The organism is Ralstonia sp. 110700041-2 (assembly GCF_056280165.1).
In genome coordinates, this window is the sequence record NZ_JBSFAI010000007.1 from 277,286 (window position 1) to 293,432 (window position 16,147).

General features: G+C 62.8%; 16 protein-coding genes. 10 read left to right on the plus strand and 6 right to left on the minus strand.

What is annotated here, in order from left to right; translation table 11 throughout:
• Positions 1 to 274 precede the first annotated feature (274 nt).
• A complete protein-coding gene (locus ACUXH0_RS13070; protein ID WP_004633374.1) occupies positions 275 to 2,254 on the plus strand; it encodes a monovalent cation:proton antiporter family protein in 1,980 nt (659 codons plus the stop codon).
• Positions 2,255 to 2,263: 9 nt separating this feature from the next.
• On the opposite strand, the gene ACUXH0_RS13075 is transcribed toward ACUXH0_RS13070, so the two are convergent.
• Both ACUXH0_RS13075 and ACUXH0_RS13080 read right to left on the minus strand, forming a co-directional pair.
• Positions 2,264 to 2,668, minus strand: a complete 405-nt coding sequence (locus ACUXH0_RS13075; protein ID WP_004633372.1) for a ribbon-helix-helix domain-containing protein — start codon at positions 2,666 to 2,668, stop codon at positions 2,264 to 2,266.
• Positions 2,669 to 2,708: 40 nt separating this feature from the next.
• Positions 2,709 to 3,287 carry a DJ-1/PfpI family protein gene (locus ACUXH0_RS13080; protein WP_004633369.1) on the minus strand — a complete coding sequence of 193 codons (579 nt, stop codon included), beginning with the start codon at positions 3,285 to 3,287 and terminating at the stop codon, positions 2,709 to 2,711.
• A 108-nt stretch (positions 3,288 to 3,395) separates the two neighbouring features.
• On the opposite strand from ACUXH0_RS13080, the gene ACUXH0_RS13085 reads away from it, so the two are divergent.
• On the plus strand, positions 3,396 to 4,004 hold the full coding sequence (locus tag ACUXH0_RS13085) for an adenine phosphoribosyltransferase (RefSeq protein WP_004633367.1): 609 nt from the start codon (positions 3,396 to 3,398) through the stop codon (positions 4,002 to 4,004).
• Between the two features lie 125 nt (positions 4,005 to 4,129).
• Entirely contained in the window at positions 4,130 to 4,747 is a 618-nt protein-coding gene (locus tag ACUXH0_RS13090) for a LysE family translocator (RefSeq protein WP_182594054.1), read from the plus strand.
• Positions 4,748 to 4,777: 30 nt separating this feature from the next.
• On the opposite strand, the gene ACUXH0_RS13095 is transcribed toward ACUXH0_RS13090, so the two are convergent.
• Positions 4,778 to 5,263, minus strand: a complete 486-nt coding sequence (locus tag ACUXH0_RS13095; protein ID WP_004633365.1) for an adenosine-specific kinase — start codon at positions 5,261 to 5,263, stop codon at positions 4,778 to 4,780.
• An 83-nt stretch (positions 5,264 to 5,346) separates the two neighbouring features.
• A complete protein-coding gene (uvrA, locus tag ACUXH0_RS13100) occupies positions 5,347 to 8,211 on the minus strand; it encodes an excinuclease ABC subunit UvrA (RefSeq protein WP_182594053.1) in 2,865 nt (954 codons plus the stop codon).
• 242 nt (positions 8,212 to 8,453) lie between these two features.
• Here uvrA and ACUXH0_RS13105 point away from each other — a divergent pair, with 242 nt between their 5' ends.
• On the plus strand, positions 8,454 to 9,617 hold the full coding sequence (locus ACUXH0_RS13105) for an MFS transporter (RefSeq protein ID WP_012434894.1): 1,164 nt from the start codon (positions 8,454 to 8,456) through the stop codon (positions 9,615 to 9,617).
• A gap of 51 nt (positions 9,618 to 9,668) precedes the next feature.
• A complete protein-coding gene (locus tag ACUXH0_RS13110) occupies positions 9,669 to 10,226 on the plus strand; it encodes a single-stranded DNA-binding protein (RefSeq protein WP_009239176.1) in 558 nt (185 codons plus the stop codon).
• A 984-nt stretch (positions 10,227 to 11,210) separates the two neighbouring features.
• On the opposite strand, the gene ACUXH0_RS13115 is transcribed toward ACUXH0_RS13110, so the two are convergent.
• Both ACUXH0_RS13115 and ACUXH0_RS13120 read right to left on the minus strand, forming a co-directional pair.
• Complete coding sequence (locus ACUXH0_RS13115; protein ID WP_182594052.1) at positions 11,211 to 12,317, minus strand: IS5 family transposase; 1,107 nt, start codon at positions 12,315 to 12,317, stop codon at positions 11,211 to 11,213.
• A gap of 95 nt (positions 12,318 to 12,412) precedes the next feature.
• Positions 12,413 to 12,829, minus strand: a complete 417-nt coding sequence (locus ACUXH0_RS13120; RefSeq protein ID WP_220485542.1) for a helix-turn-helix transcriptional regulator — start codon at positions 12,827 to 12,829, stop codon at positions 12,413 to 12,415.
• A 280-nt stretch (positions 12,830 to 13,109) separates the two neighbouring features.
• Here ACUXH0_RS13120 and ACUXH0_RS13125 point away from each other — a divergent pair, with 280 nt between their 5' ends.
• The 5 genes from ACUXH0_RS13125 to ACUXH0_RS13145 all read left to right on the plus strand — a co-directional run bounded on the left by ACUXH0_RS13125 (position 13,110) and on the right by ACUXH0_RS13145 (position 15,959).
• Positions 13,110 to 13,421 (plus strand): hypothetical protein, encoded by a 312-nt coding sequence (locus ACUXH0_RS13125; RefSeq protein WP_182594050.1) that lies wholly within the window; start codon positions 13,110 to 13,112, stop codon positions 13,419 to 13,421.
• Positions 13,422 to 13,474: 53 nt separating this feature from the next.
• Positions 13,475 to 14,401, plus strand: coding sequence for a YncE family protein (locus ACUXH0_RS13130; protein WP_220485436.1), 927 nt, complete (start codon positions 13,475 to 13,477; stop codon positions 14,399 to 14,401).
• Positions 14,402 to 14,534: 133 nt separating this feature from the next.
• The gene (locus ACUXH0_RS13135; RefSeq protein ID WP_259393694.1) at positions 14,535 to 14,678 is read left to right on the plus strand and encodes a hypothetical protein; all 144 of its coding nucleotides are present in this window, start codon (positions 14,535 to 14,537) and stop codon (positions 14,676 to 14,678) included.
• An 81-nt stretch (positions 14,679 to 14,759) separates the two neighbouring features.
• The gene (locus tag ACUXH0_RS13140; protein ID WP_259393693.1) at positions 14,760 to 15,131 is read left to right on the plus strand and encodes an efflux RND transporter permease subunit; all 372 of its coding nucleotides are present in this window, start codon (positions 14,760 to 14,762) and stop codon (positions 15,129 to 15,131) included.
• Positions 15,132 to 15,173: 42 nt separating this feature from the next.
• Positions 15,174 to 15,959 carry a hypothetical protein gene (locus ACUXH0_RS13145; RefSeq protein ID WP_182594049.1) on the plus strand — a complete coding sequence of 262 codons (786 nt, stop codon included), beginning with the start codon at positions 15,174 to 15,176 and terminating at the stop codon, positions 15,957 to 15,959.
• The last annotated feature ends 188 nt before the right edge of the window (positions 15,960 to 16,147 follow it).

Below are 16,147 nucleotides of genomic sequence, written 5' to 3' on the forward strand. Positions count from 1 at the left end.
GCCGCTGGCGGCGCGTTGGGACTTGACTTGCGGGGAGTGGGCGGAGCGTGCGGGCGCTCCGTTTTGCTGCGCCGCGGCATTCGGCTTCCAAATCTCTTTCTTCCCGTCGCCACGCCGTCATTTTTTGCTCTGCGGCGTCTCGCGTATCGCGCTCTTCGTTTATACCTTGGCATCGGTCTTGCAGCGCCTGCGTGCTCGTTTGCGCACGCACCGTCTTGATGCGTAGTTGCCGGCCCTCCTGTCCAACCCCTTTCGATTGGTTTTTTCGCGTCGCATGCATTCGCCGCTGGAACTCACCCTCGTGTTGCTGGCCGCCGCCGTGATCGGCGTGGTGCTGTTCCGCATGCTGCAATTGCCGCCGATGCTGGCCTACCTGGTGGTGGGCGTGCTGATCGGGCCGAAGGCGACGGGGCTGGAGTCCGATTCGGCCCAGACGCGCTATCTGGCCGAGTTCGGGGTGGTGTTCCTGATGTTCTCGATCGGGCTGGAGTTCAACCTCTCCAAGCTGCGTTCGATGCGGCGGCTGGTGCTGGGGCTCGGGGCGTCGCAGGTGGGGCTGACCATCCTGCTCACGATTCCAGTTTCGATGGTGCTGTCCCACTGGTACCCGCTATCGTGGCAAGCAGGACTGGCGCTGGGTGGCGCGTTGGCCATGTCGTCCACGGCCATCGTCTCAAAAATGCTGGCCGAGCGTCTGCAGTTGGAGACCGAGCACGGCCGCAACATCATCAGCGTGTTGCTGTTCCAGGATCTGGCGGTCGTGCTGCTGCTGATCGTGGTGCCGTCATTGGGCAAGAACCCGACCGACCTCGTGCTCGCGCTGTCCATTGCCGCGCTCAAGATCACCGTTGCGCTGGTGCTGATCCTGTTTCTGGGGCAGAAGCTGCTGTCGCGCTGGTTCCACCTGGTGGCGGCGCGGCGCTCGCAGGAGCTGTTCATGCTGAACCTGCTGCTGGTTACGCTGGGCATGGCGGCGCTGACGGAGCGGCTGGGCTTGTCGATGGCGCTGGGCGCCTTCCTGGCCGGCATGCTGGTGTCGGAAACGCCTTACAAGCTGCAGGTGGAAGAAGACATCAAGCCGTTTCGCGACGTGCTGCTGGGCCTGTTCTTCGTGACGGTCGGCATGCTGCTGGACCCGCGCGTGGTCTTCGAGCACTGGGCGCTCGTCCTGGGGCTGGTGATGGCGCCGGTGCTGTTCAAGTTTGTGCTGATTGCGCTGCTGGCGCGGGTCTTCGGTTCCGGTGGCGGCGCGGCGATCCGTACGGCGCTGGGCCTGGCGCAGGCCGGTGAGTTCGGCTTTGTGCTGCTCAACCAGATTGACGGCATGCGGCTGATCGACCCGCTGCTCGGCCAGGCAATCCTGGCGGCCATGCTGCTGTCGATGCTGCTGGCGCCGTTCCTGATCCAGTACAGCGATGTGATCGCCATGCGCCTGTCGCGCACGGACTGGCTGATGCAATCGCTGGCAATGACCAAGATCGCCGCGCAGAGCATTGCCACCGAGCGCCACGTCATCATCTGCGGCTACGGGCGCAGTGGCCAGAACCTGGCGCACATGGTGGAGCAGGAAGGCATCGGCTATGTCGCGCTGGATCTGGACCCCGACCGCGTGCGCGACGCCGCGGCCGCCGGCGAGCATGTCGTCTATGGCGACGCGGCGCGGCGCGAGTCGCTGGTGGCGGCCGGCATCCATCGCGCAGCGGCGGTCGCCATTACCTATGCCGACACGGCGTCAGCGCTGAAGGTGCTACACCACGTGCAGGCGCTGGAGCCGACCCTGCCCGTGATCGTGCGCACCATCGACGATGCCGACCTCGATCGCCTGCAGCAAGCTGGCGCCACCGAGGTCGTTCCCGAGATCATCGAAGGGAGCCTGATGCTGGCCTCACACGCGCTGGTGCTGCTGGGCGTGCCCTTGCGCCGTGTGGTGCGCCGTGCGCAAGAGATGCGCGACGCACGCTACAGCCTGCTGCGCGGCTACTTCCACGGTCAGGACGACGAGGAAGACATGCTCGAGCGCGACGCCGTGCGCCTGCATTCGGTGCCGCTGGCCAAGGGTTCGCCCGCCATTGGCCGCAAGCTGGGCACGATGGGGCTGGAGACGTTCAAGACGTCGGTCACGGCGATCCGGCGCCAGGGCATTCGCGCGCTCGATCCCGATCCGGACACCGTGCTGGAGCTGGGCGATATCGTTGTGCTGCGCGGCACGCCCGAGGGGCTGCAGATGGCGGAGGAGCGGCTCTCGCCGCGTTGATGCCGCCGCTTACTTCACGAGCGATTCGAGCAGTGGCCCGCGTGAGCGGCGCGGCGGCGGGGCATCCGCCATGTTGGGCGGCAGGCCGTCGAGCACTGCTGCGGCATCGAGCGAGCTGATCGACACTCGCGTATCGGCGGGAATGCGCCCGTCCTGCTTCAACATGAGATAGCGCAGACAGCAGACGCGCAGGAACGATGCAAAGTTCGCCACCTCGCCGCGACGCTCAAACAACTCGTCATAGAGCTTGCTGATGAGCTGGTTGACCGTCAGGCCGTCGCGCTGGCCGATCTCCTCGAGCACCTCCCAGAACAGGCACTCCAGCCGCACGCTGGTCGCTACGCCGTGCAGGCGTAGCGAGCGCGCGAGGCTGTCATACGAATGGGGATTGGCGCGGATGAAGATTTCGCACATGGCCGGGGCTCCTGGAGTGCCCGGCGTGCGGGCAGCCGGATCAGTGTAGAACCCGCGTGCCCAGGACTTCAAGAAACTGCGCCAACCAGGCCGGATGTGCCGGCCAGGCGGGTGCCGTGACGAGCTTGCCGTCGGTGTGCGCCTGGTCAACGGGGATGTCCTTGAACGTGCCGCCCGCTGCCGTGACTTCCGGGCCACATGCCGGATAGGCCGAACACGCCTTGCCCTCCAGCACACCCGCGGCCGACAGCAACTGGGCACCGTGGCAAATCGCTGCGACGGGTTTGTCCGCCTGGAAGAAGTGACGTACGACCTCAAGCACGCGGGCGTTCAGGCGCAGGTATTCGGGCGCACGGCCGCCGGGCACGACCAGCGCGTCGTACGCTGCCGGGTCAACATCTGCAAAGGTGGCGTTGACGGTGAAGCGATGACCGGGTTTTTCGGAATACGTCTGTGCGCCTTCGAAATCGTGGACGGCGGTCGCCACGGAATCGCCAGCGCGCTTGTCCGGACAGACGGCGTGCACGGTGTGACCGACCATCTGCAGCGCCTGGAAGGGAACCATGACCTCGTAGTCCTCTACGTAGTCGCCGACCAGCATCAGAATTTTCTTTGCCATCGCCGTGTCTCCTGTATGGTTGCGGTTTGCCCATTGTGGTTCGGCGCCATTCGGCCCGGGTGGTAGCCCATTACCGCAGACCACGTTTCCTGCTTTCCTGTTTTTGCCATGAGCCAAGTCCCTCATCACCAGGCGGCGCTGCTGACGCCGTCGTCCGTTCCCGCGTCCACCGAACTGGGCGATGTGTCGCGCTACCTGCGTGACCGTATCCGCACGGTGCCGGACTGGCCGCAGGCCGGGGTGATGTTTCGCGATATCACGCCGCTGCTGCAGGACCCGAAGAGCCTGCGCGTGCTGGTGGACGTGTTCGTCCATCGCTACATGGGGCAGGGGCTGAACCTGGTGGCGGGCATCGACGCGCGCGGATTCATCCTGGGCTCGATCGTGGCGTATGAGTTGAACCTTGGCTTCGTGCCGATCCGCAAGAAAGGCAAGCTGCCGTTCAACACGGTGGCCGAGGAGTACATGCTCGAATACGGCAGCGCGACAGTGGAAATCCATGCCGATGCCTGCAAGCCCGGCGACCGCGTCCTGTTGATCGACGACCTGATCGCCACTGGCGGCACCATGCTGGCCGGCAAGCGTCTGCTCGAACGGCTGGGGGCGACGGTGGTGGAGGGCGCGGCGATTGTCGACCTGCCCGAACTGGGCGGCTCGCAACTGCTGATCGAGGGCGGCCTGCCGCTCTTCACGGTCTGCCGCTTTGACGGACACTGAGCAGCTGTCTGCTGCTTTCGCGTGATGCGCTAGCCGCATACGCTCATGTGACAAAAATATGACGACTTGCTGCTGCGCGCAGTAGCATCACCCCTTCCATTTCCGCGGCACCCTGGGAGACGTCGATGCCTCACGTATGGCTGTTCCTGCTGACCTCGATTGCGATCACGGTGATGCCCGGGCCGGACAATTTGCAGGTGATTGCACGCGGCGCGAGCCAAGGCCGCAAGGCTGGGCTGACGGCGGCGGCGGGATTTGCGTCGGGCTGCCTGTTTCATACGACGCTGGCCGCACTCGGGCTGGCTGCGGTGCTGCAATCGTCGCCCGTGGCGTTCCAAGCGATCCGGTGGCTGGGCGCGGCGTATCTCATCTGGCTGGGCATCCAGGCGCTGCGCAGCAAGGGCGGCGGCCTGGGTCATGCTGGACCGCAGGGGGCCCCGGGCCTCTGGCAGGTGTATCGCCAGAGTGTCTTTGCGAATCTGCTCAATCCGAAGGTGACGCTGTTCTTCGTGGTGTTCCTGCCGCAGTTCGTCGATGCGCAGGCCGGCCATGCGGCGCTGCAAATGCTGCTGCTGGGCGGCGTGTTCATGGCGCAGACCATCGTGGTGTTCAGCGCGTACGGCTGGTGCGCGGCGGCGCTGGGCGGCTGGATGCGCCGTACGCCGCGCGCATCGCTGTGGCTCGATCGCTTGAGCGGTTGCATCTTCATCGGGTTGGGCTTGCGCGTGGCCCTGACCAAATAAGCAAACGCCCGGATCCCCCGGGCGTTTGACTTAGAGCTTGTAGCCGATCTGCCGCAGCAGGTCCTTGCGCCAAGCGATGTCGGCATCGGTTTCGACACCCAGCGGCGAGGCGCCGTCCACCACGCCGAGCACGCCGCGCCCCAGCTCCGTCTGCGCGACGATCACCTGCGTCGGATTGGCTGTGGCGCAGTAGATGCGGCACACCTCCGGTACCGCGCGCACGGCAGCCAGCACATTGACGGGAAAGAACCCGTCACCCAGGAAGATCAAAAAGGTATGGCCCGCGCCAATGGCGAGCGCGTTGTCACGCGCGAGCTGAAGAGCGGTTTCGTCATTGCCTGACCAGCGCACGAGCCGCTTGCCCGATGCCTCGCAGAACGCAATGCCGAAGCGGATACCCGGCACCGCGCCCACGAGCGCCTCGTGGAGGTCTTCCACGGTCTTGATGAAATGCGACTGGCCGAAGATGAAGTTGGTCGCCTCCGGCTTGACGATGGGCACCACGGTGAGGTCCATGGCGACGCTCCTGTGCGACGATGGGAACGCTCTTCATCGTAGGGCGCAGCGGCTTGATTGCAAGCGGCTGCGCCGGTGCCGCCTTATTTGCGCTTGAGCAGCGGCGCCAGGTACTTGCCGGTAAAGCTCGCCTTGCTCTTGGCCACATCCTCGGGCGTGCCTTTGGCGATGATCTGCCCACCGCCCGCACCGCCCTCCGGGCCCAGATCCAGCAGCCAGTCCGCCGTTTTGATCACGTCGAGGTTGTGCTCGATGATCACGATCGTATTGCCGTGATCGCGCAGCTTGTAGATGACCTTCAGCAGCAGCTCGATATCGTGGAAGTGCAGGCCGGTCGTCGGTTCGTCCAGGATGTACAGCGTGCGGCCCGTGTCGCGCTTCGATAGCTCGAGCGACAGCTTCACGCGCTGCGCTTCGCCACCGGATAGCGTGGTCGCCGATTGCCCCAGGCGGATGTAGCCCAGGCCCACATCCAGCAGCGTCTGCAGCTTGCGGCGCACCACCGGCACCGGCGCGAAGAACTCGTGCGCCTGCTCCACCGTCATCTCCAGCACTTCGGTGATGTTCTTGCCCTTGTAGAGCACTTCGAGCGTTTCGCGGTTGTAGCGCTTACCGTGGCACACGTCGCAGGGCACGTACACGTCTGGCAGGAAGTGCATCTCGACCTTCAGCACACCGTCGCCCTGGCAAGCCTCGCAGCGGCCGCCCTTGACGTTGAACGAGAAGCGGCCGGGGTCGTACCCGCGCTCCTTGGCGGACGGCACGCCGGCAAACAGCTCGCGGATCGGCGTAAACAGGCCCGTGTAGGTGGCCGGGTTCGAACGCGGCGTGCGGCCAATCGGCGACTGGTCGACGTTGATGACCTTGTCGAAATGCTCCAGGCCGTCGATGCGATCGTGCGCTGCGGGCTCCGGCGTCGAGCCATACAGATGGCGCGCCACCGCGTGGTACAGCGTGTCGTTGATCAGCGTCGACTTGCCCGAACCCGACACACCCGTGATGCACGTCAGCAGCCCGACCGGGATGTCTGCCGACACGTTCTTCAGGTTGTTGCCGCTGGCGTTGATGATGCGCAGCCAGCGTTCTTCATCGGGGGCCGTGCGCTGCTTGGGCACTTCGATGCGGCGCTTGCCCGACAGGTAATCGCCCGTCAGCGACGCCGGCGATTGCTCGACCTGCTGGGGCGTGCCCTCAGCGATGATCTGGCCGCCATGCACGCCGGCACCGGGGCCGATGTCGACCACGTAGTCCGACGCGCGAATCATGTCTTCATCGTGCTCCACCACCAGCACGGAGTTGCCGAGATCGCGCAGGTGCTTGAGCGTGCCGATCAGCCGATCGTTGTCGCGCTGGTGCAGGCCGATGGACGGCTCGTCCAGCACGTACATCACGCCGGTCAGCCCCGAGCCGATCTGCGACGCCAGCCGGATGCGCTGCGCCTCGCCGCCCGACAGCGTATCGGCGCTGCGTTCCAGCGACAGGTAATCGAGCCCGACGTTGTTCAGGAAGTTCAGCCGCGCGCTGATCTCCTTGACGATCTTGTCGGCGATCTCGCGCTTGGCGCCGTGCATGTTCAGCGTCAGGAAATACGTGAGCGCATCGCGCAGCGGCCAGCCGTTGATCTCGTAGATGCCGCGTGCCTGGTCGGCTTCGCCGATCTTGACGAACCGGGCCTCGCGGCGCAGGCGGGTGCCGTGGCATTCCGGGCACGGCTGGTTGTTCTGGTACTTGGCCAGCTCCTCGCGCACGGCGATGGAGTCGGTCTCTTTGTAGCGCCGCTCCAGGTTGGGGATGATCCCCTCGAACGCGTGCTCGCGCACGGTGGTCTTGCCGCGCTCGTTGATATACGTGAACGGAATCTGCTGCTTGCCCGAGCCGTGCAGCACGATCTGCTGGATTTCAGCCGGCAGGTCTTCAAACGCGACATCGATGTCGACGTCGTAGAACGCCGCCAGGCTTTGCAGCATCTGGAAATAGAACTGATTGCGGCGGTCCCACCCCTTGATGGCGCCGGAAGCCAGCGACAGATTCGGAAAGGCCACCACGCGCTTCGGATCGAAGAACGTGATCTGGCCCAGGCCGTCGCAGTGCGGGCAGGCGCCCATCGGGTTGTTGAACGAGAACAGCCGCGGCTCCAGCTCCTGCAGTGAATACGAGCAGATCGGACAGGCAAACTTGGAGCTGAAGCCGTGTTCCTTGCCGGAGTCCATTTCCAGCGCGATCGCGCGGCCGTCTGCCAGGCGCAGCGCGGTTTCGAACGACTCGGCCAGACGCTGCTTGAGTTCCGGGTTCACCTTCACGCGGTCGACCACGACCTCGATCGAATGTTTGTCGTTCTTCTTGAGCTTGGGCAGGTTGTCGACTTCGTAGACCTTGGCCTCGGCCTCGTGCGCCGTGCCGCCGCCCGAGCGGATGCGAAAGCGCACAAAACCCTGAGCCTGCATCGCTTCGAACAGGTCGACGTGCTCGCCTTTGCGGTTGGCCACCACGGGTGCCAGGATCATCAGCTTGGTGTCGGCCGGCAGCGCCAGCACGGCATCCACCATTTGCGACACGCTTTGCGCTTCCAGCGGCTGGCCGTGATCGGGGCAGTAAGGCGTACCGGCGCGCGCATACAGCAGACGCAGGTAGTCGTGGATCTCGGTAACGGTGCCGACCGTCGAGCGTGGGTTGTGGCTCGTGGCCTTTTGCTCGATGGAAATGGCCGGGGACAGACCTTCGATCAGGTCCACGTCAGGCTTTTCCATCAGTTGCAGAAATTGCCGGGCATATGCCGACAGCGATTCCACATAGCGCCGCTGCCCCTCCGCATACAGCGTGTCGAACGCGAGCGACGACTTGCCCGACCCCGAAAGCCCGGTGATCACGATCAGCTGGTTGCGCGGCAGATCGAGGTTGATGTTCTTCAGGTTGTGGGTACGGGCCCCACGAATCTTGATTTCGTCCATGTGCGGCTGAGTGCAGCTGAATGCGGCGTCGGAGGGCGGACCGCCTGCGGCAATCGGCGGGAGGGTGGAAAAGGGTAAGCCTGCTAATATACCGAACTTCGGTTTTGCCGGTATCTGCTCCCAGATGGGGCAATCCGTAAAACCGTCCAAGTGTCTTTGTCGCCGCTTTTCTTCGGTTGTTTTGCGGCGGTTTCCGCACCATGTCCTCCGCTTCCGCATCCATGACTTCCGCTTCCGGCCGCATGAACGGCCTTGAGCTGCGCGCGGCCGCCTCGCTGGCCGGCATCTTCGCGCTGCGCATGTTGGGTTTGTTCATGATCATGCCGGTCTTCGCGGTGTTCGCGAAAACGCTGCCCGACGGCAACAACACCCAACTCGTCGCCTTTGCCATCGGCGTGTATGGCCTCACGCAGGCGGTGCTCTATATCCCGTACGGCTGGCTGTCGGATCGCTTCGGACGCAAGCCGGTCATCGTGACGGGGCTGGTGATCTTTGCGGTGGGCAGCCTGGTGGCGGCGTTTTCGCACAGCGTTGCGGGAATCGCCGTGGGGCGGGCCATCCAGGGCGCGGGGGCGATCTCGTCGGCGGTGATCGCCTTCGTGGCCGACCTCACGCGCGAGGAGCATCGCACCAAGGCCATGGCCATGATCGGGGGCAGCATCGGCCTGTCGTTTGCCGTGGCCATCGTGAGTGCGCCGGTCATCTTCCGCTGGGTCGGCATGCCCGGCATGTTCACGGCGATTGGCGTGCTGGCCATCGTCGCCATCGGCGTGGTGCTGTGGGTCGTGCCCAACCCGCCGCGTCCGCCCGAACACGTGAAAGCACCGTTCCGCGAAGTTCTGCGCCATCCCGAGCTGCTGCGACTGAACTTTGGCGTGTTCGCCCTGCACGCCACGCAGACGGCGTTGTTCGTCGTGCTGCCGCACATGCTGGAAGCCGCCGGCCTGCCCGTCGATTCGCACTGGAAGATCTACCTGCCGGTGATGGGCGTGTCGTTTGTGCTGATGGTGCCTGCCATCATTGCGGCAGAAAAACGCGGCAAGATGAAAGCGGTGCTGCTGTCTGCCGTGGCGCTGGTGATGGTGGCGCAGCTGGCACTCGGCGAAGTGAATCCGACACTTGCCGCGCTGGCGATTGCGCTACTGGTCTACTTCCTCGGTTTCAACGTGCTGGAGGCGTCGCAGCCGTCGCTGGTGTCGAAGTACGCGCCGGGCGTGCGCAAGGGCGCGGCTATGGGCGTGTACAACACGACGCAGGCGCTGGGCCTGTTTGCGGGCGGCGCGGGCGGCGGCTGGATTCTGCTGCACGCAGGGCAGCACGCGGTATTCCTAACCTGCGCCGCGCTGGCTTTTGCCTGGCTTATAATTGCGAGCCCCATGCAGATGCCGGCGCTGCGCCGACACTGAAAACCCCGGGCCCAACGGCGGCATCACTTCAATTACCTTCGGAAACTCATCATGGCGTCCGTCAACAAAGTCATCATCGTCGGCAATCTCGGCGCCGATCCTGAAACGCGTTACATGCCCAGTGGCGATGCTGTCACCAACATTCGCGTGGCAACCACCGACCGCTACAAAGACAAGGCCAGCGGCGAAATGAAGGAAGCCACCGAGTGGCACCGAATCGCCTTCTTCGGCCGCCTGGCTGAAATTGCCGGTGAATACCTGAAGAAGGGTTCGTCGGTCTACATCGAAGGCCGGCTCAAGACCCGTCAATGGGAAAAGGACGGCCAGAAGCAATACAGCACGGAAATCGTCGCAGACCAAATGCAGATGCTCGGCGGCCGTGGTGGTGAGGGCGGTGGCAGCAGCGGTGGCGGTGGTGGTGGCTACTCACGTGGCGGTGAAGGCGGCGGCGGTGGTTACGGCGGTGGCCGTAGCCAAGGTCAAAGCCAAGGCCAAGGCGGCGGCTACACGCGCGGCGGCGAAGGTGGCGGTGGCCAAGGCGGTGGCGCGCGTCGCCAGCCTGCAACGTCGAACGGTTTTGAGGATATGGACGACGATATTCCGTTCTAAGAGGAACTTGACCTAATTTTGTAAAGCAAGGCCCCGAAGTTCTCGTCTAATCAATGGGTTAGATGGGAATTTGCGGGGCCTTCGGTTTTGGGTTTTTCTTGCCGCTAGGCGGAAGGTGCCTAAACAGTAAAGAATGCTCCCCGTCACAAGATGGAGTGCGGGGTCAATTTGTTTTCTATTCGTGAAGTTCGCCTTGACAGCGGAGAACGTCTGCCGCTCCTTGTCGAGGGCGGTCCACTCGGGTTGCCAGTGCAAGGCGCCCTTCAATACACACTCACTAAACTGCGGGCGCGCGGCTTACGGCGGAAAAGCATAAGGGAGCGTCTTGATGCCCTTGGGCTCGCTTTGAGCTTTCTCTCCGGCCGCGGTATCGACGTAGTGACGCGGTAACTTGGAACACGATAGTCGATCTAGGCCGGCAACATTTTCAGGTTGCGTGGAGTCGGCAGACCTTGGAGAAGCGCGCTGGTATCAAGGCGGCTTACTTGCGCCGCGTCGCTTTGCGCACTGCAGAAAACGGTGCCGCAGGGCCTAGACTGAAAAGCAGCGCGGACAGCTCCGATGACGATCGACGGGTTGTGAATCTTCGCGCGGAGAATGAGAAGCTGCGCGCAGTCCTGCGAGAATATGACTGTCGGCTGGTTCGGTATGTCGGGAATGCTCTCGCGCACGGTTTGACGGAGGCACAGTTAGACGCGCCTCTTCGGCCGTTGGTAGACCCCAAAATCAAGTCTAGAAAACGGCGATGACGGGGCGCAGCCCTTTCGCCTCTTTGATCGGGTGACGCTGTGTGCCGAGCGGTATCGCTAACCCGTCATGTCCGACGTGGATACGAGTGGGCCTAGCAGGCTGTTGAAATACACCTCGCCGAAGCACGGCGTTCCCGTCGAATGAAGTGTCGTGCCGGTTCGGTTGCTGTCGATTTCGCGCTGGACTTGTTTAATTCAGATGGAACCGATGTCATCTCCTCCCCGATTTGCGCCCCTACGCCGCCCTTGCGGCGAGCGTACGCATGCGAGTCAGGTTGTAGGCCGCCTGAGTCAACAGGAAGAGCTGCTCGACTCGCTCGCGGCCGCGATACATCGCCTGCCGAATTCGACCGACCGTCTTGCCCCAACCGAAGACCTGCTCAATGCATTTGCGCTTGCGCTGACTGATGGCGTAGCCGGGCCAGCGCGTTGTACGGCCGTCAATCGCCGAGCCACCTGTGCGGCCGTCGTTTTGCGCCACGTGCGGCGTCACGCGATTGGCGCGGCAGCTTGCTACGAAGCCCGCCGTGTCGTAGTTCTTGTCGGCCCCAACCGTAATGGGGACGCCGGCAAGTTCCGCCGTATCCGCGAGCATGTCGGCCGCAGCGTCGCGCTCGGCTATGCCACTGGCCTGCGTCACCTGCGCGTTGACCACCAAGCCATGCCGGTTATCGCTCAGCACGTGGCCCATGTAGCAGAGCAGCGCGCCGGTACGGCGGCTCTTGCGAAACAGCTTCGCCTGGCTGTCCGTGCTCGATTCATGCGTTTCGTTGCTCCGCTTCTCGCCGTGCCAGTTCTCGCGCTGGCGAGCACCACCATCGGGCGGCGCATCGTCGTCGGATTGGTTCTTGCGTACGAAGCTCTTATGGCCTGCCCAAGCTTGAATCAGCGTGCCGTCCACGCTGAAATGCTCGCCCGACAGGTAGCCGCGCGTGTGCGCCGTCTCAACCGTTTCGTTAAACAAGCCCACGATGACGTCGTGAGTCAGCAGCCGGTCCCGGTTCTTGCTGAAGGTCGAGTGGTCCCACACCGCATCGTCCATGGCAAGACCCACGAACCAACGGAACAGCATGTTGTAGGAGATTTGCTCCATCAGCATGCGTTCGCTGCGAATCGAATACAGCACTTGCAGCAACAGCGCCCGAACCAGCTTCTCCGGCGCGATGCTTGGTCGGCCGCCTTTCGCGTCGCCCTCATACATGCGAGAGAACACTGCATCCATGCGCTTGAGTGCGTCGTTCAGCCAAGCCCGAATTGGTCGCAACGGATGGTTGGCCGGCACGAAGTCATCCAGCTTCGCCACGGTGAACATCGCCTCGGTATAGCCATCCGCTCCGCGCATCGTGTCTGTCTCAGTGTTGTCCGATTGTTCGTTTCAACGTTTACCTCTCCTGCGCGGATGACGGCCGCAGGAGGTTTTTCAACAGCCTGCTAGTTCTAGCGGAGCAAGTCAGTCGGAGCCATCGACAACGCATCGGCGAATTTGCGAAGCGTTTGTAGCGACACGTTTTGTCTACCGGACTCGATCGCGCTGACCCAGTTTCTGTCAACGCCGATGCGTTCGGCTAACTCGCGCTGGTTCCACCCTTTCGCAGTCCTGCACTCTCTCACCCTGCTACCGAACGCCTGCACCTGCTCCGGCCCCGGCTTCGCCTTCTCGTCGATCATTGCCGACAGGCTCGTTCCCAGTGCACTCGCGATTTCTGCTGCGTTCAATAGAGAGAGATTTGGGGCGCCGCGCTCGATTCGGCTGATTGTGTTCCTGTCTAGCCCAAGCATGTCGCCTAGAGCTTGCTGAGACAGTCCCATCGCTTGGCGTCGCCGGCGCATCTCGGAAACAAACAGCTGTGCCAAGTCCTGCATGCTGGAGGGGACCATTGAAAAGTCCCGACTATTGCGCAGGGGGTAGAGGCCTGTCTACAACATTCAGGTTGTAATGTCAATCGTTGTAAATATTGAGCTATGCAAGTCAAATATATACAATAAGAATCTTGTGTAATTAAGCGCCGTTGCACGTCGACAGACCTGTGATGATCGCGCGCCAAATCCGTCTATGTTGCTCACTGAATTTGGGTGCGAAGAACCTCAGTCCGTTCGGCAGCACTTGGTACGCCCTTACCAGCCATGGCGCTACGTGGCTATCACTTCGGAATCGCCGTGCTTCCTGATTGAGCGGGATCGTCCAGGCCATGGCGCAGCATCATTATTGAGCGCTTACCTTGTCCCATCTGCGGAAGAACTGCTTCAGGTCATCGAGTTCCTCGGTCAGGATTGCCGCGTCTGTAAGGTCGACCTGTCGGGCAATTCAGGAGAGCACAGTCAGCTTGATCCGATCAAGGCGCTGCATAGCTACAAGGCAGATGGGGTGCAATGGTTTGGCTATGAAGGACAGGACGGTGCAATCCATACACAATGCCCATGGCATCCGGAAACTGAAGGGAGATAATCGCGGGGGTCGCCGACCTAGCGCCGATGGGGCGCCAGGCACTTTGGGATGAATTGAAAGGATTCGAACGTGAGGGCGCTGCGGGCGGCGCAGAAGGCTCCAACCGCCTATTCCTCGCCGGAGAGGATGGTGGCACGCTGGAGGTCTTCGACCTGCGGAGCGGGGCGCATCTGAAGACCGTCAAGGGCATGGAGACGCCGCACGCGATCCACTACGAAGCGAAGACGAATCGGCTGTTTGTCAGCAACAGCGGCGCTGGTCTGAGTAAGGTGCTCGATGGCAAAAGCTATGCGTTGCTCGACACGATCAAGCTCACGCCGGGCGCGGACGTGATGAGCTACGACGCCTCCTCGCGCCGCCTGTGGTTCGTCACCGGCGGAAAGAACGCACCCACCAAGATGACACAGACTATGGTGGCGCGGGTTGACGTCGACTCCGGCAAGACGCTGGGCGAAACCACGTTCGACACCGACTTTACCGAAGGCATCGTGGCCGAGCAGAACGGATCGCGCGCTTTCGTTAATGTTGCCGGCAAGGGTGAAATCGCAGTGCTCGACAAGAAGACGGGGCAGCTGCTTCAGACATGGCTGGTCAAGGAAGGGAAGGACAACTCGCAGATCGATCTAGACGAGAAGAACAAGCGGCTGTTCGTGATTACGCGCAAGCCGTTCAAGCTGGTCGTAGTGAATACGGAAACGGGACAGTCGGTTGCGAGCTTCAATGCGCCTGGCCGCACCAACGGGATGATGTTTGACGCGGTCAACCGGCGCATCTACGCCGCCGGTGACGATTACGTCGCGGTCTTCCGCCAGCGCGATGCCGACCACTATGACGAGATAGCACGAGTGCCATCAGAGAAGGGTGCCAAGACGGCGTTCTTGGTCCCCGAGTTGCATCGGTTGTATGTTGCCGTTGGCGGCTCAGCCCAAGCCAAGGCCGGATTGCTGCAATATGAAGTGGTGCCCGGCGACGCGAATTAAGGCCGGGCTGTACCTGACGCACATTCCGGTTCGCCAATTCCTCCCCTGCAGGAGGTGCCGCCGCCAGTGACACTGTCGTTCAAGTTGGCGGCGGGCAAGTCGCAATCGGACGCCGCCCGCCGAGACTCCCTCCGTGCAGGAGGAACTGAAGCCGGCCGCCACAAGTGTCGGCGCCTTCAGTGACCGAACGGCGTTTCTCCAGCAGTCGCAGGCAACGCAGTTCTGGGTGATCGTGATCGTCGTCGCGGTTGTCTACGTGAATCTTGGCATGTGGTAGGAGAGCTGTGCTCATCCGTGACGATCCTGCTCGACTTATTTTCGGCGAATGTCTAGCGCTACTTGCCTTCGGCTTGCGGGTATGGAAGTCAGCTTCATCGCGATGATCGGCATCGTCAAGAAGAGCGCCATCATGATGATCGATATTGCGATTGGGGCGCGCCGCGATGAAGGGTTGAACGCGGAAGACGCCATCCGCAAGGCCTGTCTGCTGCGCTTCCGGCCAATCATGATGACGACGCTGTGCGCATTGACAGGCGTGCTGCCGATTGCCCTTGGCCTCGGTGCAACGGCCGAACTGCGCCAGCCGCTTGGCGTGTCGATCGTGGGTGGCCCGCTGCTTCCCCAACTGATCACGCTGTTCATCACCCCAGTGCTGTACCTCGGGTTCGATTTGTTTGGCGCGTCGCGCAGGCAAGCGAAGCCCATATCTGCGATGTCACCGCAATCCTGAGCGGACACGTCCCTCTTCTTTTCAACGCATCACGAGACGTTTATGCACAAGCCATTTCCGAGCAGCCGGCGCGTACGCCAGCGCCGCACCGTGCGCTGGCTGGCGCTGATTGCTGCAGTCGCCATCGCAGGACCTGCATTGGCCCAGGGCGGCCCGCCGATGGTGACCGACGATCCGGAAACGCCGGGCGATGGCCATTGGGAAATCAACCTCGGCGCGATTGCAACCCGTACGCACGGGCGCCTGGAAATAGCGGCACCCGACGCGGACATCAATTACGGTTGGGGGGACCACATCCAGTTCAAGGCCGACGTGCCATGGGTCTTTGCCCGCGACGATGGCCAGCGCTGGAGGTCGGGGCTGGGCAGCGGCAACTTCGGCGTGAAATGGCGCTTCATCGACCAGGAACAGGCGGGCTTTTCGCTGTCGACCTATCCGCAGTACACCCGCAGCATGTTGGATGGGTCCATCCGGCGCGGTATTACCGGTGGCGGGCATGAGTTCTTCCTGCCACTTGAGCTTGCCACCGACGTTGGTGGCTTTGGGGTCTCGACCGAGGTGGGCCGCAACTTCGTTTCCGGTGGCGGAGACAGCCAATGGATTGCCGGCATTGTCGCCGGCCACGCGTGCGGCGAAGGGCGCGAGTGCATTGCCGAGGTGCGCCGGACGCAGGCGCCCGGCACACACCTCACGCTGCTGAACCTTGGCATGCACTGGAAGATCAACGAGACGTACACGCTGCTGGGCGCGGTCGGGCGCGAGTTCGGCTCGTCCTCCGATGACAAGCGGCAAGTCCTGGTCTATCTGGGCGTACAGATCACCCGATAGGGTATCGGGTGTCCGATGGCTAGAGCCGGTTCAATATTAAGCTGACAGGCGGGTAGGGGGATGGACAACACGCTGATCGACGACCAGCTATGGTGACCTGCCCCCGGTTTTAGTACGAAGCACAGTTAGAGTCCGAGGTTAAAAACTCTTGCTCATGCCCCTGCGCAAACTGCATCGGGGTCAGGTAG